Genomic DNA, 23,407 nt, shown 5'->3' on the forward strand with positions numbered 1-23,407 from the left:
AAAATATCCAGTTTTTTTTATGCTTAGCCGAGTTGAGGGGTTGCGCAATATCGTGAGGCACGTTTTAAACACACAGAGGCACGTTCTAAACACACAACAGTATTATACTTAACAATTTTACACGGATCCCTTTTTTTGTCAAGTTTTGGTGTCTAAAAATCCTAAAGCGTCCGCCGGGTTTTTCTTAAGCCGTCCGGGTGGCAACGCTTTGCGAATCTCACGCCCATAGGCTTTTGTGAGCGGTCGAGGCGATAATATCGCGATCACACCGCGATCGGTCATTGAACGGACAAGCCGTCCTGTGCCCTGTTTCAACTGGAACAGCATATCCGGCAGACTGATCTCACGAAACCAGTCTTTTTCCGGGTTCGGTAGCAACGCCCGGCGCGCGTCTAACACAGGGTGCGGGGGCACGAATGGCAGTTGCGGAATAATCACAGTTTCAAGGGTGCTGCCCGGCGCGTCAAGTCCTTCCCAACAGGAGGCAACCCCAAACAAAACAGACTTCTCATCGGCTTTGAAAGTGCTGAAAGTCTGGCGGAGGTGATCCGTACCGATTTGGCGAAGTACTGTGATGTCCATGTCCTGAAAAACTGGTTCAAGGCGTTCAGAGATTTCATATAACTGCTGATGGCTCGCACAGAGTACCAACGCGCGACCGTCGCGAAGTCTCACATAATACTCAACAAGTCGCGACTGCTCCTGCCAATACCGTTCTTTTGCATCGGGACCAGCAGACAGAGACGGACGATCTAAAAGCACATCATCAAAAAGATGGATTTCAACGTTTTCTTGGAACGGAAATGGCGACGGATAAATCCGTTCAACGATTGCTTTTCCGGTCGCGTCTAATCCGAGTTGATTTCGGAGCCGCGCGAAACTCCCTGCCGCCTGTAGTGTCGCGCTCGTGAAGATGACAGCGTTTTCTGCGTCGAAAAGCGGTGCGATCTGCTCAGTGATGTCAATAGGCGTGCGTTTCAGCGTCAAGCGGTAGGGGATTTCTTTATCGTTCCCGCTTGCTATCGCTATTTCAGACCAATAGCACCACAAATGCGGGTCATCCTCGGAGACAACGGCTTCCACGCGCGTGGCGATATCTTTGCTTGCCTGTGTGAGGCTCTCCAATGCCAAATAGATCGGAATGATTTCAGGGGTATCAGCAAGGTCGGCGTACTTGATACCCAACGCTTTTGAAAGCGATTTACACGCCGCGACGTATTCTGAAAGCACGCTGGATACCTCGGTCGCGTCAAGTTTCGGGGTCAAAACAGCAGCCCCAAAACGCGATGACGCTTTTGATGTAGCCGTTTTCCCAGTGGCAGTTTGGACCGCGGCGAATGCGTTTTGAAAGAAAATCTTTGCGGTATCCTCGTCTTTTGCGCGCCGCTTCTCAAAAGTGTTCAACAAGCGAATCAGGTGTGATAACTTCCCGGTATCATTCATCACGAGGTCGCGCAGTTTCCGCAGTCGCGTCCGAAAGTTTTTAAAAAACCACTCTAACTGCCGGAGCGTGATTTCTGTTTCATACACAGAACTGACAACATCATAAAACTTGTGTGCCTCGTCAATAATAAACGTATTACATTCACTCGGTAAGACCGTCTGGTACGCGATGTGCAGTGCGAGTAAGGCGTGATTGACAATGATAATATCAGCCGTTTTCCGCTTGGCTTTGGCGTTCTGATAGGGGCATTGGGCATAAAACCGGCACGCTTCGCCATGACAATCCGTGTCGGTTGACTCGATTTCAAGACGGATTTCATGGGGTATCGGTTGAGAAAAATCAGCAAACTCACCGGCATCGGGAGTTATCCACTCTACCAATTTAGGGGCGATACGGCTGGCGAGGGCAGCACTATCAGCTGTGGCAAACTGGATTGTTAGGTTTTCAACGTCTTTCGCAAACTCATGAAGTCGGCGGGTAGAGATATAGTTGTTGCGTCCTTTCGCCAGGACAACCTTCAAATCCTGTCCTGTGGCTTCAAGGATCGCCGGTACGTCTTTCTCCCAAATCTGGTCTTGTAAAATCTTTGTGCTGGTTGAGATGACGATAGGGGCATCCCATTCTTGCTCGGTAAGTGCTTGACGGATCGCTGGCGAAACAGAAGTGATGAGATAGGCAAATGATTTGCCGACACCGGTCGCACCTTCAGCGAGTAAAACATCACGGTTCAACACAGCTTTGGCAGCATCAACAGACATGTTCACCTGTGCGTCTCTGATTTCATAGGCATTGCCAAACGCTCTGTGAAGCATGCCCCCTCTGCCAAATACATCTTTTTTGAAGTTGCCCATGGGTTTATTTTCCTTTTTTAATCCTTTTTAATTGACATTTTGATTTTTGAGTTTGTGATGCAAATGTCCACCCAATTTTTAATTAAAGAGTTACTTAATTAAAAATTGACTACCCATTTGCATCACAAACTATTTTTTAAATCTCATTTTTGTGTCTGATAAAGCCCTCTTTTAATCTTGCGTATTTTATCGGCATCTGATAGTTTTTTGAGAGCCGTCATAACATTTCTGCGGACAAATTGCGAATGCACCACAATATCTGATGTTTTCCATACTTTTCCGTCGCTAAGCAGCTCCAGCACGTCTCTTTGTACGGGGGTGAGAGGGTTGATACCTTCACACCATTTTGCGATTGTCTTGCGATTGCGACTCAGACTTTCCGAGATGGCTTTGATAGTTTCACCTGCCTCTCGGCGTGAGCGCGCCACATTTTTCAGTTCAGCGTCCGGATCAGGCAGCTCTGTCGGTTCAAAGATGTCTAAATCTATCTGTGTGCCGTCGGGGACGCTCGGCTGGTGCATCAACCATCGTGAGAATGCTGCGAGCCGTAAATCCACATTCTCGGCATGCGTGAGTACGTAGGTATCCTTATTTTTGGCGATGCGTGCCGGATACCATTGAGAAAGAAACGCACGTATCCAGTCCATAATCCTGTCGTCGCCAGCAATATGTAGGAAACGCGCTTTGCGGTAAGCACTTGCTCCTAACGCTCCTGATGTGATCTCGTTTAAGAAAGTATCCCCTGTTGAGCAAGTCATTTTCAACACCTCACGGACGGCTTCAGCGAGTGATTCGGTATCAAACGCTTTGCCGATGAAACATTTGAGTAAAACCGACAGAATTTCCCCGAGTACCCTGTCGTCGTGTATCGCCGTGATTTCTATGCCCAAGCCGTCAATCACCGATTGTGCGTCGGATTTTTCCAATTCCGATTTAAATTGGTTAGCCGTCCATTTCGGGAAACTCGCAGCCAAGTATCCGCGCCGCTGTTTTGTCAATTGATCGACATTGATATTTTCTTCAGCGAGACGGATAGCAACATTGAGGGTCTCCGTGTTGAGAACATCTTTGACGGAGTCCGTTTTATCGTCCCATCCGACCGCCTGTACCACTGCATTCACTGTCTCATGTGCGAGTCGCATCTCTGGTGAGAGTGCACCTTTATTGCTCAACTTCCGTATGCCTGAAGTCGTCAGAATATCGCGTTGATTCAAGAGTTCCACTGCGGTTGTTATCCGTTTTTCACGTTCTACGCGTCTAGTTTCGCTCCGGCGTGAAGCGATAACAGCGATGCGTTCAGGTTCGCATACCAGCGCAGAGGTGTTGTAGACGGGCATATTGCCGACGCTGCCGAGATGATGCGAAATGAACGTCTCAATTTGTGTGTCTGCTAACGATGCCAACGCCTGCGAGCGTGCGATTTTTCGGATACTGTTATCAGGGAGATGGGCATCGGGCGACGCAGCCGCCTTGAGTGCCTCATGATAGATGCTGACTTCTTCATTCTCGGTCGGTCGAATTGGGAGGGGCAGGTTATACTCGGTATAGTGGTACGACACACCGCAGCGTCCGCGGTCTCTAACATCTTCCTGTGCGAGCATACTCGCATCCAGTGAACCGTAATTCAGTCCAGTGGCAATAATGGTACGTGCGTTGGGATCTAATATTGAGATACCGATACCGGCTGCGGACGTGCCTATAAAAAGCCGTGAATCCGTCAGTCGCTGATTTCTTAAGAAGGCATCGGCGCGCGGGTCGCCTTTCGTGTAGGCGTTATAGATGACAGGATTCTCACACTGAAACACATCGGCAATAATGTCCCCATCGCGGCGGGAACTACAAAAGACGTAAGCGTTACATCCTGCGAAGAGGACATCGGAAATTTCATCTATCACACCGCATAAAATGGCGTTGGCTTTGCCTTCTATGTTCGGGTACTTATGCATCAGAACATGCCCGTCGGCAGGGGGGGCAGTATTGTAAAAGCCTTGCCTTTCTTCGCATTCCAATTCTTCGGCAAGGGCTTCAAGTGACAACGTTGACTCAGTTTGACCGCTGACGACCAATCCTGTTGTGTTTAGAGCATCACGTAGGCACTTTTTCACGGCAGTTGCTTGCTCTATGGAAAGCGATAGCAGATTGTAGCCAAAATCTACTTCGTCAATCGCGATATAGAGGTGTTGCACACCCGCGTCGTTTGCATATCTAACCGCTTGTGGTAGCGACGGCAGACAGACAATTGCCCCTATGTTCCCTATAAACTTCTCCGATTTGTGGCACCCTTCGTGCCATAAGCCCCAAGATCGGTACCCATGTTTCCGACGCAGATAGTGCGCAAGGAAGCGAGCGAGTGCGACCTGCGGGACAGCGATGATGCCTTTTCCAAGTCCTTGAATTGCTAAAGTGGTCATGAGTGTATCTATTTCTGTTGTTTTACCTGTGGACATCGCAGCACCGAGATGCGTCAGGGTCCGGGGTTGCCAGAGCCGAAAATCCGCAAATTCAGGATCGTCGCCAAGAAAGCCTTGATAATCACTTACAATTGAGTTCGGAAGTTTGCGATTCAGTTCGATTTCGAGATATGAGCCGAGATGATAATCTTTATGACAGCCATCACAATACAGCCCCGCGGTGAGCAGATACCTGTCAATCCATTGCGCCGTGGCTGCACCACAAATGCCACAACTTCCAAAGAGCGTAGACCAGACGCGCCGCTTTTCGACTTCACTCGGTTGCCCGTTGCGTGCGAATTTGTTTGTAAGCGGGTACAGATACTCATATTTGTTCGTGAACACAGGTGTTTGCCCGTGCCATCCCGCGTTAGGATCCAGTAATAGCACATTGCTGACAACATCCCTTCCCTCTTTCGAGAAATAAGGAAATGACGGGGATTCACGGACTTCAACGGCGGGGGCAGAGATCAGGAGCGGATGGTCAGGCGGTAGCGTTCTGACGGGTTGAGGTTTCTCGTTATGGTTGCTTGACTTTATAGATGTCTGCGTGGGTGTGGTATGTTTGGCTTTAAAATCTTCATCGGATAGCCATGTACCATATCCAAGGCGTGCGAGTTCTGCGTTGAGATCTTTCCATTGTTGACTGTCGGGTTGCATTCCTTCTGTGTCGGTCTGGAGTTCGTGGTAGCAGTAAAACCGGGTGAACGGCATTGCCCCATTGACAGCCAGTGGTACGGGTATTGAGTTGGCAAAAACACGGATTTGATAGTTGCCGTGATCCGATAGCCAGACCGATAAAGCCGTATCCCCTTGTTTTTCGGTTCTGCCCCAGTGTTGATATTTTTCGCTTTTAGATTTCAGAGATAAGCCCAGGGACTCTAAAAAAAGACTTGGATCAGATTTCGCCAACGCGTCAAGTGGGATTTCGCCCGCGCGCTCGGTATGTCCCTTTGCGGCGCGTTCGGCTTTTTTGCGTTCTCGTTCTTCTGCGGCGCGTGCTTTGGTTTTATCGGCTTCCGCTTTTTTCTGCCGTCCAGTCGCGATGACGGTGTTTAACCAGTCTATATCAACGATTTTTCCGATTTTGATGTGTTCGGTGTTAGCTTTGCCGAGTCCGCCGTTGGTGATAGAGTTGGCGGAGCCGTCATCGCAGTCGGGCATCTCTTTTTCCAAAGCGTCATAAATCCATTGGCGTTCATCAGTGGTCGTGACGGCCACGGGTAGGCAGAACACGGCTCGGACGCGGAGTTGTCCGTTGCATTTTGGGTCATTAGGGTCATCGTATCGGGACCGGAGGCTTTCGGTAACAAGCCATGCATTTTCTTTCACAAACGGGTGTGCCTCTATGAATTCGTCAAGACTTTTCTCGGCGGTGTCGTCGAATTCGACGAGAAAGAGTTGTTGAGATTTCCAGTTTGCAGCCGTGCGGATGCCGGTGTTGTCTTTATCAATAAATTCACCCGGAACGAATTGGTAGCCTTTTAGGAGTGTTTCCTCGCAGACGCTATTGAGCGGTATCTGTTCAGGTTTGTAGTTCTTATGTGCGTAGTAGCGATTATCAAGATATTTTTTCTGTTTCGGGTCCTTCAGGACGCGTGATCGGTTGACGAGGAAGTGAATTCGGGTGTCATCGGGGCTGTTTTCAATTTTGACTGGGGAGGCAGGCGGTTCTGCGGGCGGTGACTTTGTTTCAGGGGATGGTTTGGGCAATATCACGCGGTTGTCAGTGTTGATATGAATGTCGCCGTCGCGGTGCATTTCATTGAGCAGGTCACGGAATTTGGTAGGCGTGAGCGTGCTATCGCACGCACAGGCATCATAAAGGTCGCGGGGGTATCGCGCATGTTTAGCGATAAGCGAGATGATTTTCTCACGGAGAGTGGCAACATTTTTTTTGTTGTCATTTTTTTGAGAATGTCGTATCATATAATTATACCCCTTGTCACCTTTGTCGTGTGATTATCGACTAAACACCATTTAGGGTGTCTGTAGCGTTTTGGTAGATGCTACAGAGTGAATTGGGACAATAACCCTATTAAGGGGATATAGGTCATTTTCCGAGAGTAGAATGTTTGACTTTAAACCGCTTCCGCTATGAAGCGGTTTTTTCTTGTTTTATTGTAGTTTATTTATATATTTTTAGTCAACTTATATTTATAAACAGAGCCATTCAGTTTTCGGTTTTTTCAGGCATTTTCGCGGAGGGATCGCGAGCACAGCTCGCTCCTACTGGGAAGAGAGGTGGACGAAAAATCGGAGTTGTGTGACAATTGAATGGCTCTGTATTTATAAATGATTTTTAGGGGCAACCACGAACGGCACGCAGCGGACGCAGTTGCGGTTGGACTTGAGGGGATGCTCTTGTGGGATTAAACGCGTTGTGATGCGTTTGTGTCAAGCAGAGTACGTAAGGAAGCCTCGCCGGTTGTTGTGGATTGCGTAGCACTGCGAGGTCGTACCCTCGCATCGCTATTTCCAAGAACAAGGCTTGAAAAGCATTGGCAATAAAAACGAAATCCAGCCCTACGCTTTAGCCTCGTTAGCAACATAAAGGGTATCTGCTAATCAACACCGCCGAGTGTAGCATTCCAAATATAGGGAGCAAGCGAATAAACCGTAGCTGCCAAGACCACGCTACCCACACACAACCCCTTATACTCGAATCGGCTCTATATACTCTCATGGTCTTCTTATAGGCTTTTGTATAAGCATTTACCCAGTCTGGCGATTTTCCTAAGAGGCGGTCAACTGGCGGTGTCGGTGCGTCGATCAGGGCAACCGCTGTGGGTGTAAATGTGTATGCCCCGTAGATCGCAATGCAACACGCCGGATGGGTAATATCAAGTGGCTAATCTAAATAGGTATCGCTGAACCAGCCTGACAACACAATTAATCCCGGTGTGGCGGCAACAGTACAATAGCTCGTCGCAAACCACTTCCACTTAAAACCGTTAGCGTCGTTTTCCCCTACGATCCGCGCCGCTGCGATTTCAGGCATCTCTGCTACAATGGGGGCGACACTGGCATAGAACAGAATGCAGACGACTAATACTGAGTTTTTTTCACGATGACCTTCTTATTATTCGGGTGGCGAAATAGCAATCCTGATTATTATTCAAAAGCATTCGCAACGATGACGAGATCCAAGATATTCACGCTGCCGTCGCCGTTGAGATCCGGGGCATCCGAACCTAAGCCATTGGCAACAATGACTAAGTCAAGGATATTCACGACCCCATCGCCGTTGAGATCGGCGGGGTTTTGAACCTCGACAGGTTTCAGGTAAATCTCGCCGTCAAGATCTCGAAGTGTGTGCGAGCGTCTGTTTTCTATGCCTGATGCGAAACCCGATACTTTCTCCGGGAGTTGGATCATCTGTTCTCTACCGGAACGGTTGTAGACCGCCCATCCATTGGTAAACTCTCGGATAAACAGCCCATCGATAGCAACGCCGTTTGGCGTTTGATACAACTCCCCTATTTCACCTATCGGTTTACCGAGATCAGCGTTCCAGAAATCGTACCAATAGTGCTCGTGATGGTGATGATGAAATAAGGTATCGTGGTCTTCAGCGTGCGCTTCTGCCCGCGGATCCCCCGTTTCAGGGTTATAATGCGGCCCCGAATAATCTGCATCATGCGTATGGGGCTCACCATGTTGAACACCCATTGTATAGAGCACGTAACCGTTCGAGTGTGTCAGCGATAGCGTCGTGATGAGTCGCATCCCCTGTAAATTCGCTGGACTCATCGGTGATTCCTCCCCAATCCCCTCACCTTCAAGGCAATTGACGACAGGCTCTTGAAGGTTTTCCGCTGCCCAGAGTAACGTCTCTTCAAGTCCGATCATCCCCGCGTGGCTATAGTTATCGGATAACGCACGATAGGTTTCCATCATCAGACCATTGATATAAGGCGCAGAACTCGGGTTAATTTGATCGTTGGTATTAGCAATGATCAAAAAATCGTCGCCAACAGCTGCCCGGATTTTCTTCAATATATCGACTTGCCCCTGCCGCAGGATCGGATCGCGATCTTCTTGCCAAAAGTCAATAAAAATGCCGTCATACCCACAATCTTTTAAGCCTTTCGCGAGGTGTGGAAACATCTCTTGTGCTTTCGGGAGCGTGAAATCGACCCAATCACCGGCACCCCCGGGCACGGTATCAAGGACTCTATTGCCATCGGTATCGCGTTGCCAGGGGAAATCGTCTGCTTGAAGATGTTCCTGGAGCAAATAGTTGTCTTCAGAGACGTAACGCAGCGGCAGTGTCACAACAAAAATTAAGTTCGGATTCGCTGCGAGCATCTGAAGCGTTTTCAGTTTTTCAAAATGGAAATTGTTCTCCGGGTCAATGAGTTCATTAGACAGCGAAAAGTACTGTGTGCCGTAGGACGCATCCCAGACGAGATCGTGGTAAGGGATGCGTTCATCAGGTGTAATTGTCAGTGGTAAGTTCTGAATGTGATACCACGCCATAAAAACGGATGGATAGTCCCGATTCTGGATCCGTGTCTTAATTGGTGGTGTAGAAATTTCGCATTCGAGCGCAGCTGCGACGACGAGTTTATTATAGAAAACGAATGTTGTTATGAAAACAACAGAGAAAATAGTTCTAAGAAGAAAATGCCTTACCCAATTCATTGAGAAATCTCCTTTGCTATAATAATGAGATCCAATATATTCACCGTGCCGTCGCCGTTAAGATCGGGGGTATCTTTACCAAGCGCGTTCGCGACGATCACAAGGTCGAGGATATTCACCGTGCCGTCGCCGTTGAGATCGGCGGGGTTGATAGTTTTCAAGTAGATTTCGCCGTCGAGATCCGGTATCGTGTGTGAGCGGTTATTCTTGATACCCGAAGCGAAGCCTGAGACATTCTCCGGGAACTGTATGTGTTGGGGTTTACCCGAACGGTTGTAGACGGCGAACCCGTGATCGAACTCGCGAATAAACAGCCCGGCAATGTTTTCATAGGTTTCGGCTTTCGCACCGATCGGACGACCGAGATCGGCATCCCAAAAATCGTACCAATAGTGGGCGTGATGGTGGAGATGAAAGAGCCCTTGCGCATGCGCATTGGCATGATCCGCATTATAGGGGTTATAATAAAGATCGTCGTGTCGGTGCGCCTGTTCTTCTTCGCTGTTGACACCCATCGTATAAAGAAAATAGGCATCGGAGTGCGTCAGGGACAGCGTCAACATGGCACGCATATCTTGCAGATTCTCGTCGCTGAAAGGGTATTGCAAACCGATACCCTCAACCTCGAAACAGGTGATCTGCGGGTGCCGAAGATTTTCCGAGGCCCATCTCAGGTTCGCTTCAAACCATTGCATCGAAAGGTACTCGTAATCGTCTAACATATCCACTCGATAGGTTTCAAGCAAAACGCCATTGATATAAGGGGCAGCACGACTCGCGCTTCGCATGTTCCCGTTGACAAGGATCAGAAAATCCGCACTGACGGTGGCACGAACACTGCTCAGGATCTCAACACGCGCAGCGACTTCGGCTTCCAACGTCCGTAAGCCTTTCAGTGTTACCCCACCTTCGTCCCAATAATCAATGAAGATCCCATCGTAGAACTCGCTCTGATCGACGGCAACCGCTAACGCTCTGAACAACGCAAGAAACCGCGGATCGGTGAAATCTATTTGCGGATGATCCAGATAGACGTGATCCCCCGATGCGTCGAGGAGCCACGGGAAGTCGTCATCATAGAATTCGTTAAAGAAGACGGCATCGGGACTTGATGCCTCGATAAAGGGCACTGCGAGGAGTATCACGATATTCGGGTTTTGCCGATAGGCCTGAAATTCTGTCTCAGAAAATTCAAGATCGCCGGTAATGACGAAGGTCTCATCGGGTTGACGTTCGAGGTGTAAGAGACTTTCAGGCGACCACATCAAATCGTGATACTGGTTCGTTTCTCTAAACGTTTTTCTTTCGGGTGGGTTAAAAATGCCGTGCCACGCCATGAAGATTGATGGATAACTCCGGTTCGCAATCCGATCCCGGACACTCGGCTTTTCTGCGAAAACAACGCTGAGAAGTAAGAAACCGCCGATAATAACGGAAAATACGATTTTCATTCATCTCTCCTTGAAAATTACGTGCTGATAAGGGACGTTACATCTCCGTTGCGACGATCACAAGGTCGAGGATGTTCACCACTCCATCGCCGTTGAGATCGGGTTCGTTTTCACCGAGCGCGTTGGCAACAATCACCAAGTCAAGGATATTGACAGTGCCATCGGAATTCAGGTCGGCGCGGTTACGTACCTCGCCAGCTTTCAAGTAGATTTCGCCATCGAGATCCGGTATCGTGTGCGAGCGTTTGTTTTCAACACCTGATGCGGAGCCTGAGACATTCTCCCCGAACTCGATCTGTTGTTCTCTGCCGGAGCGGTTGTAGACAGCGAACCCGTGATCAAACTCCCGGATAAAGAGTCCGTCGATGTTGAGATAGGTTTTGACTGTCTGTGAGATCGGGCGACCGATTTCGGCATCCCAAAAATCGTACCAGTCGTGTCTATGGCTATTACCATCATTGTAAAGCACATAGCTGTCTGAAAGCGTCAGCCCCATCGTCGTGAAGACACGCATCCATCGCCTGTTATCCGGTGAATCCGGGGGTTCACTCGGCAGTCCCCAACCTTCCAAGCAATTGATCTGTGGTTCTCGGAGATTCTCCTCTGCCCACAGGAGCGTGCTTTCAATCTCGATAAGTCCATCGCGTGTGTATCCGCTGTCATTATCCCGGAGTGTCTCCATAAATAAGCCGTTGACATACGGGGCGGCGCGCGTCGGTTTTCTTCTGTTCGTATTGACGAGGATCAAAAAATCGTCGCCGACCGCCTCACGAATCCGCGTGATAATTTCATCGCGTGCGCGTTGCTCGGCTTCATCGCCGCGGTAGCCCGGTTGCGTCCATTCATTGCGAAGCACTGGGTACTGTTCATTCCACCAATCGAGCATAATACCATCAAAAATTTGACAGCGTTTCGTCTCAATGGCTTGTTCAACGATGAGGTCAATGACATCTTGATGCGTGAAATCCATGAGATAGGCGGGGTATCCTGGGACAGGTATACGCTGACCCGCGGCATCCCTTATCCAATACGCCCAATCTTTGTGATAAAAGGGGGTCTCAAAAGCGTCGCGCATACGGATTTCGAGCAATAAAATGAGGTTCGGATTCCCCGCGGCTAACGCCTCGCGTTTCGCGCGTGCCTCTTCGATATTTCCGAGCAACTTCGCACCTTCATCGGTTTGCCGCCAGTCAAGCCGAAGCGCGCCACAGCAGGTGAAGTATAAATCATGGAGCGCAATGCCCGCTTCATTTGAGAGTTCTCGACGATTCTGAACACTGCTCCACGCCTGAAAAACGGATGGATAGTTTCGGCTCTCAATGCGTTCGAGGAACTGAGGGATCGCGAGTCCATCAAGCAAATCACAGACCTCATCATGTACGAGTTCAATGATGTCCAACGCCTGAAGTGGACGATAATCTTGGATCGGGTTATTATCAATCCATAACTCCTCCAAATTCGTTAAATGCGTCAATGGACGAATATCAATGATATTGTTCGCCCTCAAGTAGAGTTCTCTGAGTTCTTTGAGGTTCGCGATCGGTTCAATATTTTCAATCTTATTGTAAGCGAGATTCAATTTTTCTAATCCGGTTAAGCCTGCGATCGCCTCGATCTTGGAGATGTTACAGACCGAGAGATTCAGGATCCGCAACGCCGTTAAGTTGGCGATCGGCGAAATGTCAACAATTTGGTAGTTTGACCAGCCGTATAAGGTTTGAAGCTTACGGAGTGTCATAAGGGGTGAGAGATCAGTGACATCGTTTTCAGCGAAAGAAAACCATGTCAGATTCGTCGCATGTTCGATACCTGTGAGATCCTTGATGTTCAGCTGATAGAGATCAAGATGTTCGAGGTGAAGTAAGTCATTTCGGGTGAGTGGCTGGTCTTCGGGGTGTTGAAGTGCCGCGCGGACGGCGTGCCGCAAATTGGCATCCGGCATCCAGTGCTGTGCTTCAGCAATCTGAAAAACGATCAGAAAACAGAAACAGAGGAAAAGCGTCTCACGAAGTGACTTCGTCGGACAATTTTTTCGTAGCGATAAGATTCTTTTCATAAAGTACGTCTCCTTACACTCTGTTTGCGTGTCTCTATTCAAAAGCGTTCGCGACGATCACGAGATCCAAAATATTCACGGTGCCATCGCCGTTGAGATCTGGGGTATCCGAACCTAAGCCGTTGGCAACAATGACTAAATCAAGGATATTCACCGTGCCGTCGCCGTTAAGATCGGCACGGTTTTCAACCTCGCCAGCTTTCAAGTAGATTTCGCCATCGAGATCAGGGATCGTGTGCTGTCTGCCGAGAAGTTGACTCGCGACACCCGTCGTTTCAACGGGCAAACTGATGGTTTGCGGTAGACCGGAGCGGTTATAGACGGCCCACCCATTGTCAAATTCCCGGATAAACAAGCCGTCGATGTTTCGATAGGTTTCGGCGCGGGGCCCGATCGGACGACCGAGTTCGGTATCCCAAAAATCTGTCCAGATCTGTCCGTGAGCCGGTAAGATCGGATCATTCGGTCGCTCGCCATAATTGTAGCTCACATAGCCATCAGAATGCGTCAGGCTGAGTGTTATCATCAGCCGCATGTTTCGTAGGTTATCGGGGCTCTCTGGCGATTGCGTCGCGAGTCCCTCACCTTCCAAGCAGTTGATGCGAGATTCTCGGAGCGTTACTTCTGCCCAGAGCAGCGTCTCTTCGATCCGCTGAAGTCCTTTATGTGTATAGCCACTCGGGGAATCAAGACCGGTTTCCATGAAAAGCCCGTTGATGTAAGGTGCAGCACGTTCGGGTTTCCGACGGTTAGAATTGACCATGATGAGAAAATTCTCACCGACGGCTTCGCGAACGCGTCGGATAATTATATCGCGTGCGCGTTGCTCGACTTCATTTGTCTGGTGCGGTATCGGGGAAAAATCACTGTAAAGCACAGGCCCCCTCTCATTCCACCAATCAAAAAAAATCCCGTCGTAGAGCCCACATTGACGCGCAGCGATTGCCTGCTCAACAATGATGTCTTGCATACCCGGATGCGTGAAGTCTGTAAAAAATGCCCCACTCTCCCCTGAACGGACACGGTTGCCATCTGCATCTCGGATCCAATACGGCCAATCTTCAGGATACTCATCGGGGAATCTGTCGCGCATGCCGATTGGCAGGATAACAACCATTTTCGGGTTCACTTCGCTTAAGACATATCGCTCGAGTTTCGATGCCTGAAGATCGCCAACTAACTGAAAACCGGTATCTGTATCAAGGAAATGGAGTTTAAAGGTCCCACCGAGATACAAATCATGCAGCGCGATGCGTTCTGCCGGTGAGAGTTCGGGGAGATTCGTTATATCTGACCAAGGTTGGAAAAAAGAGGGGTAAGTTCGATTTGCGATCCTCTCATCAACGGGTACCGCCTCAATGCGACACCCCGCATCGTAGATGAATTCCGTCAACGTCAATCCATCAAGTGGCGAGAAATCTGAAATCCAGTTATTGTCAATATGAAGTCTCTCTAAGCGATCTAAGTTCGCCAGTGGACTGACATCAACAATCAAATTCTTACGCAGGAACAATTCAATGAGACGTGTGAGGTTCGCCAGCGGTGTGATGTCCGAAATCTTGTTACGGCTGAGAACCAATCGCTCCAATCGCCGAAAATTACCAACCACAGAGATGTCCTCGATATGACAACCGGATAAATTGAGTTTTTTCAGTCGCGTCAGGTTGACTAAAGACGAAATATCGGAGAGTTTTTTGTTCGACCAACCGAAGAGTACCTCAAGTTTGGTGAGTGTCGCGAGTGGTGAGACATCGGAAACATCGTTGCCAGCAAACGAGAACCAGGTGAGATTCTTCGCGTGTTCGAGACCTTTTAGACTTTTCACCCTATATTTATAGGGATCAAGTCTATGGAGTTGTAGCAGATCATCGGGTGTGAAAGGTTCATCGGTTCGTAAACCGAGGGCTTCTCTAACAGCAAGCCGGAGCTGCGGATCCGGCATCCAACCCTCTTGGGCAAGCGCGACGTGTGGTGCGTAATAACCCCATAGGGCTATAAGAAAAATGAATAAGCGACAAAGCGGGGGAATTCTCATCTACCTGCTCCTTTCTGCTTTTAAAGACATTTTCCATTTCTTTTTTGGGGGTTATAGTATATGCAAGAATGGAGTGTTTTTGCCGTTTTCTCGACTTTTTTGAGAATTTTTTGCTATTTTTGATGAAAATTCGGAAAAAATGCAGTAATTTGGTATAAAAAAAGCTGGTTTTGATTTATTTTGAAAAAATTAACATACTATAGAGAAAGAAATTCAACTTTTCATGCACCAGGCTGAAGAAAAAATAAATTTCCATACCTGGGACCAAAGCGTGAAAATAGAGAGTTGCCAGGTGAAAAATTTAATGTTATTACCCGTAAGTGTAAGCCACAGCGGACTTTTTTATTCAATTCACGTTCCAACATTTACTTTACAGTTCAACAGTTTACAGCTCAAACGGTTTACAGTCTATCTAAAAAATGGTAATGTTCCTAATACCATATCTCAGATCTAGGAGTTATTAAGAAAATGAGAATTATCAGGTAGGAAACATTAGCAGCCGATTGGGTTGCTATTTTATTCCAATTTCGAGTTAGAGATTGCCGGTAAGCGTAAGCCACAGCGGACTTTTTTATTTAAATTCGGCGGATGGGCGACGGTGTGGCTGTCTGCCAAATAAGGAGACAATAATGTTTTACAGCAGATACAACAGGAAAAACTGTCAGAACAACCCCGAACGTATAACGCAGAAACGTCGGTGTGGCTACTGTGGCAAGAAGGTGTTCTACCATAAAGTGGTTAAGACGTGCTCGCTTGAAGACTATACCAACCCACTGCCCCTATTGTGGCAAAGATGTTTTTTATTGTAAGAACGAACACGGGTCTCGTGTTTTCTTTGAGGCGTTGGGCAAACCGTGGCCGAGACACCGCTGCCATGAATATTTAAATGGGCACCGCAAAAATAATAGGCGATTGCACTAACTTAGTTATTTCCACTATCCTCCACTTATCGCTTGCCATCCTTGAATCTTGCGATTGCGCCGCGTTCAGCGAGTTCTGCTTTTGCGTAGTGTGCTGGCATTTGTGAGGATTTCCAGCGTCCTGCGACTTGCATATCGACGACGGTCGCCCCGGCTTGCGCGAGGGAGACAGCAGATCCGACGCGAAGGGAATGCCCGGAGATAAAACCTTCTACACCGGCATCAGCAGCCCGCTTTTTGATAATGCGGCGTGCGGAGTGGGCGGTGAGCCGATCCGACTGGATGTGGTCACCGCGGCGAATGTGTCGGAAAATAGCACCGTCTGTAATGCCAGATCGTTCGCGGTACCGATCTAACACGTTTCGTGTTGCGTCACAGACATAGAGACTTTCGCCGGTGCCCTCCTGATCAGTTTTTGACGATCGGAGTGCGAGCGTCTTTTCTTTGAGGTCCCCAACGTTGACCGTAACAACTTCAGATATCCGCAACAGACAATCGCTCATGAGGCGTATCATTGCTGCATCCCGTAAGCCTGCAATCGTGCTTTCGGTTTCCGCATAGACACAGATCCTTTCCACGTCCTGCCAAATTAGACCATTGACCTGTCCGCGTCCTCTATCCTTGCCTTCTCTACGGATACCTGCCAACGTTGCGTGTGTAATAGGAAAGTTGATGATTTCTTGCCATTGATGTTTGAGTTGCCACTTGACAGCAGCAACGGCTTGTCCGATTGTCGCGGGGGTTTTCCCTGTATTGTGTAATTCAGTGATGTATTCGGCTAACAGCGCATCGGATAGAGTTCGACTTGATAGCCATGTCTCTAAATTGTGTAGCGCGCGCTGATAGGCTTTCAGCGTGTTTTCCGAGATGGAAACTTTGATTAGGGATCCGATTTCTTCGGGGAGTTGTAAGATTGTGGTGTTAGGATCAGCGTTGACGATCACACTCATTGACCTTCTCCAGGGTATTGATAGCGTTGTATAACTTAGGATTGGGCCCTTGATTTATCACTTAGCGTTGTTACATACTTATTTACAACTTCTTCTATTTGCATCAGCCGCAGTAGGGGACATTGAAGTACCCTTGTCTGACTTTTCGCATAATCTCTCAGTTCAGTTAGACACTCTTGAAACTTCTCGTTAACCACAAGCTCAATTTCGATTTTACACCAATTCATAATGTTTTCTTTAACCTCTTCGATATGTGGCATGCGCGCGCCCTTAACAATTGGACTCCAAAGCATGAAATGCTTATCATATTCACTTAGGTATTCTTCAGCGTATTCAATATCTTTGCAGAATTTCTCTGTCAATTTATCCACATTATTGACCTTTCCATTTTTTGTGTACTGAATTCCTGATCCCGTTAAATGAATAGCGACCTCGCAAATATAAGCCCGCTGATCAGTCCGATTCAGTCCAACAACGTCAATATCACCTTGAGATTGAATAGTGTATAGGCTCGTTTGGGTGAAATCGCAATGTCGAATATAGCGTAAGTATGAAGATACAAGTTGTTCACCTACATTTATCATTATGGGCTCCTTGTAGTTAGCAGTTTTTATCAAGTTTTTGATTCTAAAACCTTGCCCTTCAGGGTGGAAGTATGTTAATGTTCCAAAGTGTTGATAGCATTATATAAGTGTAATTATATAACGCTATCAAAGTAGGGAGGATACAACTTTGGTGCACCTGAAATGTTTTAAACTGGTGGAAGTTGAGACTCCTTTATCGCGATCCCCCAGACTCACAGAGACATCAAACATCCTACCGTCAGACACAGCAAGATGCTCACCTTCGGCAAAAAGCACGGCATCGCCCCAAGAGGTGCTGCCGTCGCCAAATTCATCATCAAGAGGGTCCTGAAAATCGACAGCATGCCCGAAATCCAGAGCGTCCTATCCATTGAAGGGGTAACACCCTCAACTTCATTGAACAATGCATCTACGATGGACTAAAAAAACGTGGGTATCTCAGAGATAAAAGGAGTAGTAGATAGGAAAAATTAGACTCGAAGTGGAGTTAGGAGAAATCGTCACGAACTTATCACCAAAACAACTGTCAAGAAGCTGATGTTTCTTCCGGAACCATTTCGATTTCAAAAGTACCATCATCATTTATTATGATTTGTCTATAGGTCCCAAGTTCTTTTATTTCAGGATGTGGAGCGTCTGAAAAGTCAATCTCTTGAAGTATTTTTTTATGTAGACCAGGTGTAGATTCTACTCGGCTTTGAGATACTTTTAAATGAGGGGACAAAGACTTTATCACATCCCGAATCACTTTCTGATTTGATTCCGGTAAGTATGGTGATAGAATTATTTCTTTTATGAATATATTAGGATTCGCGTTTATTTTTAGTACAGGCGGTAGGGCTGATGCTATTACGGGATTTAGGTTTTTTACCCCTTCATAAATCGTATCCACTCGACATATAGCGCGTATTTCACGTTCTTTCTCATAGGCTTCGTCTTTTATAAAGGCAGTTAAGTGAGGGTGCTTGAAATACCCGTTAAGCTTTGCTTTAGCTTGCCGGAGATTTTTCCCATCAATATATTCAATTTTTTCAATGAATATTTTTGGGTTCGGCTTGTTATCAACTTTAAAACTTCTGGCGAGAGATTTTATATTTTTGACTCTCACCATGACGTGCTTACTTGTGTAGTGATCCCACATATATTGGTCATCATAATTTAATGTAAAGCAGAAGGCATATATCTTTAGACACTCTATTGTCGATAGACTTTTGACGTTTTTCAAAAACTCCTCAAAGGAAATGTCTATTTCTGCTTCGTTTTTTTCATAGTAATCTTTGGCAGTTTCGTCACCTAAAAATATTCTGTTTTCGTTCGGATCATCAAATAATGCCAACTGCTTGAATTCCAATATACCATCTTGAATAAGATATATAAGTTCAATTAAATCCATATATCTGCATAAATCGGATGTATTTTCCATCTCTTCGACATAGAAAACATCACTATCAGTTGAATCAATTCGATGATATACGGCATCATAAAAGATTTTTTCTTTTTTCAATATATTACTCCTCAAATCAATACGCTTTCCTTTGCGAACGAAAATCGCTGGTTAGTAACTGCTAATTAAGTGTTGGAAGGCACTTTACTCATCAGGAGAATAGTCTTTCTCATACTGTTTTTCCCTATCTATTTTAGTAATGCGGACATCAACTTTAATATATGAATCCCATTCGTAGGAATCAATTATTGATGTTGCCAATCCTTTTGCGTTTTCAACATAATCATTTATGAAATCTTCATCCATATGAGAATAATGTCTGATGTGTAACTCTATATCCTTCTGAGCATTGTCGATCATAAACATAGAATGAAAACCGTTGATTTGTAGTATCGTGCTGGGTAAAAGACTATTTAAATAGACACAAAGCCATTCCAAACGCGTAGGTGTATATGTTTCCAACCGTTGTTCCTCTTTTGACATTTCTCATCTCCTTTGGAAACAAAAATCTTTATGGTGTAGATCCTGTAAATAACTGAACAAGGAAAGGGGTTATAAAATTAACAAAAATACCTCCAGCTACAACAATTATGCCTATGAACCACATCAAGAATTTTTGTCTGTCCTTGGAGTCTGTCTTGACCCCTTGAATGTCCTCTTTTAGATCGGTCTTGATATTCTGAATGTCGCCCTCAAGGTCCCCTTTGACCCCTTGAATGTCCCCTTTTAGATCGGTCTTGATATTCTGAATGTCGCCCTCAAGGTCTGTCTTGACCCCTTGAATGTCCCCTTTTAGATCGGTCTTGATATTCTGGATGTCGCCCTCAAGGTCCCCTTTGACCCCTTGAATCCGATCACCCAAACGCGATTCAACATTATTAACATCCTCACCAACTCCTTCCACTCGCGTATTAAACGCTTCTACTTGTCCTTGGAGACGACCTATTCTTTCCTCAATTTCACCATATGTACTCTGCTGTGCCATAACACTTTCCTCTCAAAATCCATGTGATAAAACAACCCTTACCGCTCAGGATTACAAATCCCACAAGGATCATAATCCTTCCTGGCTTTATTAAGTTAAGATTGCAAATTTATCTTTGATTTCATACTGCTTTAAAAAACTACAATCGTAAGTATGACACTTTTTCCCCGTCCGCGTGATATAGACAACAGACTCAGGTAGAGGTTTCTGCCATAAGAGAGCAATAGACGCACAAGAAATAAGAAACGCAACGAAAAGAGCAAACGCAACCTGTTTCCACCAGCGTGTTGCTTTCTGTTCGCGCTGTAGGCTGTAGGCTTACAGTCAAAGCGTCAACTGAGACAGGCTTCCAATTATCAATACCTGATTCAAAATCGGCTTGCTCGATCGAGGCAAACCAATTATTAGATTTATTTTCACAAAACTCCCAGTCTCTCGGATCTGTGCCAATAGCGAGCAGCCCATAGCGTGTATTGGTAGCACTCAAAAACTTTTCAACTGTGCGCGAGCGAAGAAGCAATTGACTAGAAGCGGACGCGTTTTGCACTCCGCAATAGCAACAAAATACCCGTTTTCTCCATTGACAAGCTGATGCAGAACAATATCTGTAATGCCCCGTTTTCTTGAGCTGAACCGGATTTCACATTGCTGTGATACAGAAAATTGCGGGAATCGGTCAGTGAAATATCTCCTAACCTCCTGCTCAACTATCGTCTCTTTCATATTAACCTTTGCGTCCAACTATGCTCGCCACGATTGGTATTGATTCCATACCATTTCCGAAATCTTTGAGATTACATGCCGTTTTCTCATTAAAGATTAGTCCGAAAAGATGATCAAGTGCCTTAGTCGCTGCTTCTTCGTCATCAAATGCAGCAATGTCATCATATTTGGTTCTATTTTCAAAGCCTACAGCCAGGAGTGCCCTGAGAACATAACCATCACGCAATTTGCACACTTCAACACTGCGGTAGTGATTAAGGTTTATGATTTTGTTGTCTTCAGTTTTAATAAACATTACTCCTCTCCCTGAATTCCCGTCAAATCACAGAAGGTTTCCTTTGCAAGTAGATGCTCATATATCTTATCAATACACTTATTAGCAGTGGCTTGGTCCAAAGAGCCAGAAAAAATCGTTACAGCATTTACCATTGATTTTGTCCCCTGCTCCTTGTATTCAGCGATAACTGTATACGAGTCCGAATCACTTCTACTTCTTAAACTAAATTGTGCGTCGTCCGGTGCACTTGCAACACTTTGAGAACTGTTTCGATCTAAAAACTTGATTGTCATTATTCCATCCTTAATGAATTAATCCATGAATTCATGAAAAGGGATGGCACAGAGCCCACCCAAAATGTAAAAGAGTAATTAACCAAGCACACGTCGGCAGTGCCCAGTCATAAAAAAAATAGATTTAACAAGGTTTCCCTTGGCAACTGACATTCAACCCGTATCACCAAGTTGGATAGGACTCGACGCTGAGGTGCGCCGAGATGATACTCCTATCCGCCAAGCTGTATAAAGTCTACCACAAAAACAAACAAATTGCAAATTCTCTTTCCCAGCAAACAAAACTCATTTTTCAAAGTCCATCTGAGCGCAGGAGGATCGCCACTGCTCGCTAAACCGATCCATAAACCGCTTATGTGGTCACGGAACAGTGCGATATTGTGCAAATTGTGCAAAATTATGAGATTTTCACAATCTCTGCTGCGTTGGGTTCGTCATTATCTCTCAAACTGGAGACTCTGTAGGCTTGAGAATACGCCTCATTTCCGGTAGTCAAACCTCCATGTAAATGAGGGACGATTTATCACTATTCGTCATAGAGGCATGGATGACTCGGTTCAGAGTTGGATGCTTTACCTCAATAAGATCAAGCCAAACAATGTCAACATCATTAAGTGTCCACGTATCCTTAAATGCTGCACCGGCAGCTGCAAAGCCAATCGATGCAGCATAATCTGCACTACTATTAAACGGTGGATCTAAGTATGTCAAGTCAACCGCTTCGCTATTCATTCCGCGCATGATAGGGAGATTGTCACCAGTAAAAATCGTCTTAGGATTAACATTAGCATTCACGCATCCACCTCCTAAGCAATCGGCGGCTTACCGTTTTTCACAAACAAGTCATTTAAAGCCTCTTCGTGCAGTGCCTGAATCGACGTTTCTTTTTCCGCAGCCAAAATTTTCAACTGCAAATGTGCGTTCTTATCATAATGCACTGTTACAGGTTTTTTTCCAGCCCGAGACGGACTCTGTTGACGTTCCACAGGAACCGATCGGTTTTTCTTAGATTCTGGAACAGGCAACTTCCCACCACTCTGTTCTAAAGCATCTTTTAAATCTGTTTTTGGACCTGCCATACTACACACCCTCCAATTCTCTTAATAAATACGAGTATAAGGCACCAACCTCTCTACTTGCCTTACCCGTCGGTTCGTATTCCTGAGCCGTTACACCATCGACAACCGAGTGAGAGAAAGCCACCCGATCCCCAAGCGTGCATGGTGCGCACGGCACATCATAAATTTCCAACGCCTTTTTCGCCTTGATAGCAGCACTCCCCGACGGCTTCACTCCATTCAACACAACTCGGACCGGCACCTTCGCCATATCCGCGATCTGGATTGTATCACCGACAGCCTCTAAATCAAAAATCGCAGGTCGTGACGGGATCACTGCCAGATCTGCCACCTTCGCCGCATCAAGAGCCGCCGACTCCGAATGTGGAGACGTATCCAAAATACATAAAGACACACCGCCTTCCTCGGCAGTCTCTAAAACCTCATTCAGCAACGTCGAGTGTGCCGAAATAACAACAGGCGAATCACCCTCGCGGCGGCGGCTCCACTTTACTGCCGAAGCCTGCGGATCCAGATCAATCAGTGCAGTCGTATGTCCATCCTTCTCCGCGGCAACCGCGAGATGCACCGCAAAAGTGCTTTTTCCACTTCCACCCTTCCGGCTCAAAATCGCCAACGTCTTCATAAAGCACCTCCATGTATACATGCCAGCATGCCAGCAAACCATCACGCCAGTGTGACAGCAAACCACTATTCCATCACGCCATCAAACCAGCGTGCCATCATGCCAGCAATAATTACAGAGATAAAACGTCAGAGTTCAAATCAGGTTTCACAGAATTCCCTTAGATGCGTCTAATTCCTCCATATATTTGTAAGCAAGGTTTGCCAGCACCCAGAGTATGGTATCTCTCGAAATGCCGGCATGCTTGTATTCCGTATGACGAGTCCGTCCCGTTTGATCCTACTAAAACGGCGTTTGTCAGTGACTTACAATATCTATGACTTCTCGGAGGGTAGTTGTAAAGTTTTTGTCTGTCAATTGATCTAATAGCGTTAAGGGGTTTCGCTTTTTTAATTTTTTGGGGAGAAACAACAGAAACCAAAGATTGTTTCCTTCTTTGAATGTGTACTATAGTATGTTGTTTTAACTATTTTAATATATACCTTTTAAAATGTTTAAGGATGCCAAGAACCCGCACTATACCTGAGATCTTGGATTTTAAAATGTGTGTTTATGGGGAATAAAATGTGTGTTTATGGGGAATAAAATGTGTG

Annotated in this window: 19 protein-coding genes; 1 reads left to right on the forward strand and 18 read right to left on the reverse strand. The window is 46.5% G+C overall.

Annotated features, from left to right (window positions below; translation table 11 throughout):
- Positions 1-138: 138 nt before the first annotated feature.
- The 10 genes from OXH00_21680 to OXH00_21725 form a co-directional block, all read right to left on the reverse strand.
- Positions 139-2,295, reverse strand: coding sequence for an ATP-dependent DNA helicase (locus OXH00_21680; protein MCY3743633.1), 2,157 nt, complete (start codon positions 2,293-2,295; stop codon positions 139-141).
- A 143-nt stretch (positions 2,296-2,438) separates the two neighbouring features.
- Positions 2,439-6,674 (reverse strand): hypothetical protein, encoded by a 4,236-nt coding sequence (locus OXH00_21685; GenBank protein MCY3743634.1) that lies wholly within the window; start codon positions 6,672-6,674, stop codon positions 2,439-2,441.
- 373 nt (positions 6,675-7,047) lie between these two features.
- Entirely contained in the window at positions 7,048-7,215 is a 168-nt protein-coding gene (locus tag OXH00_21690; GenBank protein ID MCY3743635.1) for a hypothetical protein, read from the reverse strand.
- Between the two features lie 381 nt (positions 7,216-7,596).
- Positions 7,597-7,746 (reverse strand): hypothetical protein, encoded by a 150-nt coding sequence (locus tag OXH00_21695; GenBank protein ID MCY3743636.1) that lies wholly within the window; start codon positions 7,744-7,746, stop codon positions 7,597-7,599.
- Between the two features lie 113 nt (positions 7,747-7,859).
- Positions 7,860-9,392 carry a dockerin type I domain-containing protein gene (locus OXH00_21700; protein MCY3743637.1) on the reverse strand — a complete coding sequence of 511 codons (1,533 nt, stop codon included), beginning with the start codon at positions 9,390-9,392 and terminating at the stop codon, positions 7,860-7,862.
- Positions 9,389-10,843, reverse strand: coding sequence for a dockerin type I domain-containing protein (locus OXH00_21705; GenBank protein ID MCY3743638.1), 1,455 nt, complete (start codon positions 10,841-10,843; stop codon positions 9,389-9,391). The genes OXH00_21700 and OXH00_21705 overlap by 4 nt, the downstream gene beginning before the upstream one ends.
- Positions 10,844-10,880: 37 nt before the next feature.
- Positions 10,881-12,899, reverse strand: coding sequence for a leucine-rich repeat domain-containing protein (locus tag OXH00_21710; GenBank protein ID MCY3743639.1), 2,019 nt, complete (start codon positions 12,897-12,899; stop codon positions 10,881-10,883).
- 34 nt (positions 12,900-12,933) lie between these two features.
- The gene (locus tag OXH00_21715; GenBank protein MCY3743640.1) at positions 12,934-14,934 is read right to left on the reverse strand and encodes a leucine-rich repeat domain-containing protein; all 2,001 of its coding nucleotides are present in this window, start codon (positions 14,932-14,934) and stop codon (positions 12,934-12,936) included.
- Between the two features lie 946 nt (positions 14,935-15,880).
- Positions 15,881-16,804 carry a tyrosine-type recombinase/integrase gene (locus tag OXH00_21720; protein ID MCY3743641.1) on the reverse strand — a complete coding sequence of 308 codons (924 nt, stop codon included), beginning with the start codon at positions 16,802-16,804 and terminating at the stop codon, positions 15,881-15,883.
- A gap of 35 nt (positions 16,805-16,839) precedes the next feature.
- The gene (locus OXH00_21725) at positions 16,840-17,388 is read right to left on the reverse strand and encodes a hypothetical protein (GenBank protein MCY3743642.1); all 549 of its coding nucleotides are present in this window, start codon (positions 17,386-17,388) and stop codon (positions 16,840-16,842) included.
- A 252-nt stretch (positions 17,389-17,640) separates the two neighbouring features.
- Here OXH00_21725 and OXH00_21730 point away from each other — a divergent pair, with 252 nt between their 5' ends.
- Positions 17,641-17,811 carry a hypothetical protein gene (locus OXH00_21730; protein ID MCY3743643.1) on the forward strand — a complete coding sequence of 57 codons (171 nt, stop codon included), beginning with the start codon at positions 17,641-17,643 and terminating at the stop codon, positions 17,809-17,811.
- 103 nt (positions 17,812-17,914) lie between these two features.
- Here the strand turns inward: OXH00_21730 and OXH00_21735 are convergent, their stop codons facing one another.
- From OXH00_21735 to OXH00_21770, 8 genes are all read right to left on the reverse strand, one after another.
- A complete protein-coding gene (locus tag OXH00_21735) occupies positions 17,915-18,892 on the reverse strand; it encodes a hypothetical protein (protein MCY3743644.1) in 978 nt (325 codons plus the stop codon).
- 84 nt (positions 18,893-18,976) lie between these two features.
- Positions 18,977-19,315 carry a hypothetical protein gene (locus OXH00_21740; GenBank protein ID MCY3743645.1) on the reverse strand — a complete coding sequence of 113 codons (339 nt, stop codon included), beginning with the start codon at positions 19,313-19,315 and terminating at the stop codon, positions 18,977-18,979.
- A 28-nt stretch (positions 19,316-19,343) separates the two neighbouring features.
- A complete protein-coding gene (locus tag OXH00_21745) occupies positions 19,344-19,817 on the reverse strand; it encodes a hypothetical protein (GenBank protein MCY3743646.1) in 474 nt (157 codons plus the stop codon).
- A 724-nt stretch (positions 19,818-20,541) separates the two neighbouring features.
- Entirely contained in the window at positions 20,542-20,835 is a 294-nt protein-coding gene (locus OXH00_21750) for a hypothetical protein (GenBank protein MCY3743647.1), read from the reverse strand.
- On the reverse strand, positions 20,835-21,110 hold the full coding sequence (locus OXH00_21755) for a hypothetical protein (GenBank protein ID MCY3743648.1): 276 nt from the start codon (positions 21,108-21,110) through the stop codon (positions 20,835-20,837). The genes OXH00_21750 and OXH00_21755 overlap by 1 nt, the downstream gene beginning before the upstream one ends.
- A gap of 492 nt (positions 21,111-21,602) precedes the next feature.
- Positions 21,603-21,905, reverse strand: a complete 303-nt coding sequence (locus OXH00_21760) for a hypothetical protein (GenBank protein ID MCY3743649.1) — start codon at positions 21,903-21,905, stop codon at positions 21,603-21,605.
- An 11-nt stretch (positions 21,906-21,916) separates the two neighbouring features.
- Positions 21,917-22,189, reverse strand: coding sequence for a hypothetical protein (locus OXH00_21765; GenBank protein ID MCY3743650.1), 273 nt, complete (start codon positions 22,187-22,189; stop codon positions 21,917-21,919).
- A 1-nt stretch (position 22,190) separates the two neighbouring features.
- Positions 22,191-22,814 carry an AAA family ATPase gene (locus tag OXH00_21770; GenBank protein ID MCY3743651.1) on the reverse strand — a complete coding sequence of 208 codons (624 nt, stop codon included), beginning with the start codon at positions 22,812-22,814 and terminating at the stop codon, positions 22,191-22,193.
- Between the last annotated feature and the right edge of the window lie 593 nt (positions 22,815-23,407).

The organism is Candidatus Poribacteria bacterium, from assembly GCA_026706025.1.
In the GTDB taxonomy this organism is placed as follows: domain Bacteria; phylum Poribacteria; class WGA-4E; order WGA-4E; family WGA-3G; genus WGA-3G.

Bases quoted from the DNA above. Each gene is read 5' to 3' on its own strand.
- OXH00_21710 (MCY3743639.1), bottom strand. From the start codon at position 12,899: ATGAAAAGAATCTTATCGCTACGAAAAAATTGTCCGACGAAGTCACTT.
- OXH00_21730 (MCY3743643.1), top strand. From the start codon at position 17,641: ATGCTCACCTTCGGCAAAAAGCACGGCATCGCCCCAAGAGGTGCTGCC.
- OXH00_21690 (MCY3743635.1), bottom strand. From the start codon at position 7,215: ATGCGAGGGTACGACCTCGCAGTGCTACGCAATCCACAACAACCGGCG.
- OXH00_21765 (MCY3743650.1), bottom strand. From the start codon at position 22,189: ATGGCAGGTCCAAAAACAGATTTAAAAGATGCTTTAGAACAGAGTGGT.
- OXH00_21755 (MCY3743648.1), bottom strand. From the start codon at position 21,110: ATGACAATCAAGTTTTTAGATCGAAACAGTTCTCAAAGTGTTGCAAGT.
- OXH00_21685 (MCY3743634.1), bottom strand. From the start codon at position 6,674: ATGATACGACATTCTCAAAAAAATGACAACAAAAAAAATGTTGCCACT.
- OXH00_21700 (MCY3743637.1), bottom strand. From the start codon at position 9,392: ATGAATTGGGTAAGGCATTTTCTTCTTAGAACTATTTTCTCTGTTGTT.
- OXH00_21705 (MCY3743638.1), bottom strand. From the start codon at position 10,843: ATGAAAATCGTATTTTCCGTTATTATCGGCGGTTTCTTACTTCTCAGC.
- OXH00_21725 (MCY3743642.1), bottom strand. From the start codon at position 17,388: ATGATAAATGTAGGTGAACAACTTGTATCTTCATACTTACGCTATATT.
- OXH00_21680 (MCY3743633.1), bottom strand. From the start codon at position 2,295: ATGGGCAACTTCAAAAAAGATGTATTTGGCAGAGGGGGCATGCTTCAC.
- OXH00_21720 (MCY3743641.1), bottom strand. From the start codon at position 16,804: ATGAGTGTGATCGTCAACGCTGATCCTAACACCACAATCTTACAACTC.
- OXH00_21715 (MCY3743640.1), bottom strand. From the start codon at position 14,934: ATGAGAATTCCCCCGCTTTGTCGCTTATTCATTTTTCTTATAGCCCTA.
- OXH00_21745 (MCY3743646.1), bottom strand. From the start codon at position 19,817: ATGGCACAGCAGAGTACATATGGTGAAATTGAGGAAAGAATAGGTCGT.
- OXH00_21740 (MCY3743645.1), bottom strand. From the start codon at position 19,315: ATGTCAAAAGAGGAACAACGGTTGGAAACATATACACCTACGCGTTTG.
- OXH00_21695 (MCY3743636.1), bottom strand. From the start codon at position 7,746: ATGCCTGAAATCGCAGCGGCGCGGATCGTAGGGGAAAACGACGCTAAC.
- OXH00_21770 (MCY3743651.1), bottom strand. From the start codon at position 22,814: ATGAAGACGTTGGCGATTTTGAGCCGGAAGGGTGGAAGTGGAAAAAGC.
- OXH00_21750 (MCY3743647.1), bottom strand. From the start codon at position 20,835: ATGTTTATTAAAACTGAAGACAACAAAATCATAAACCTTAATCACTAC.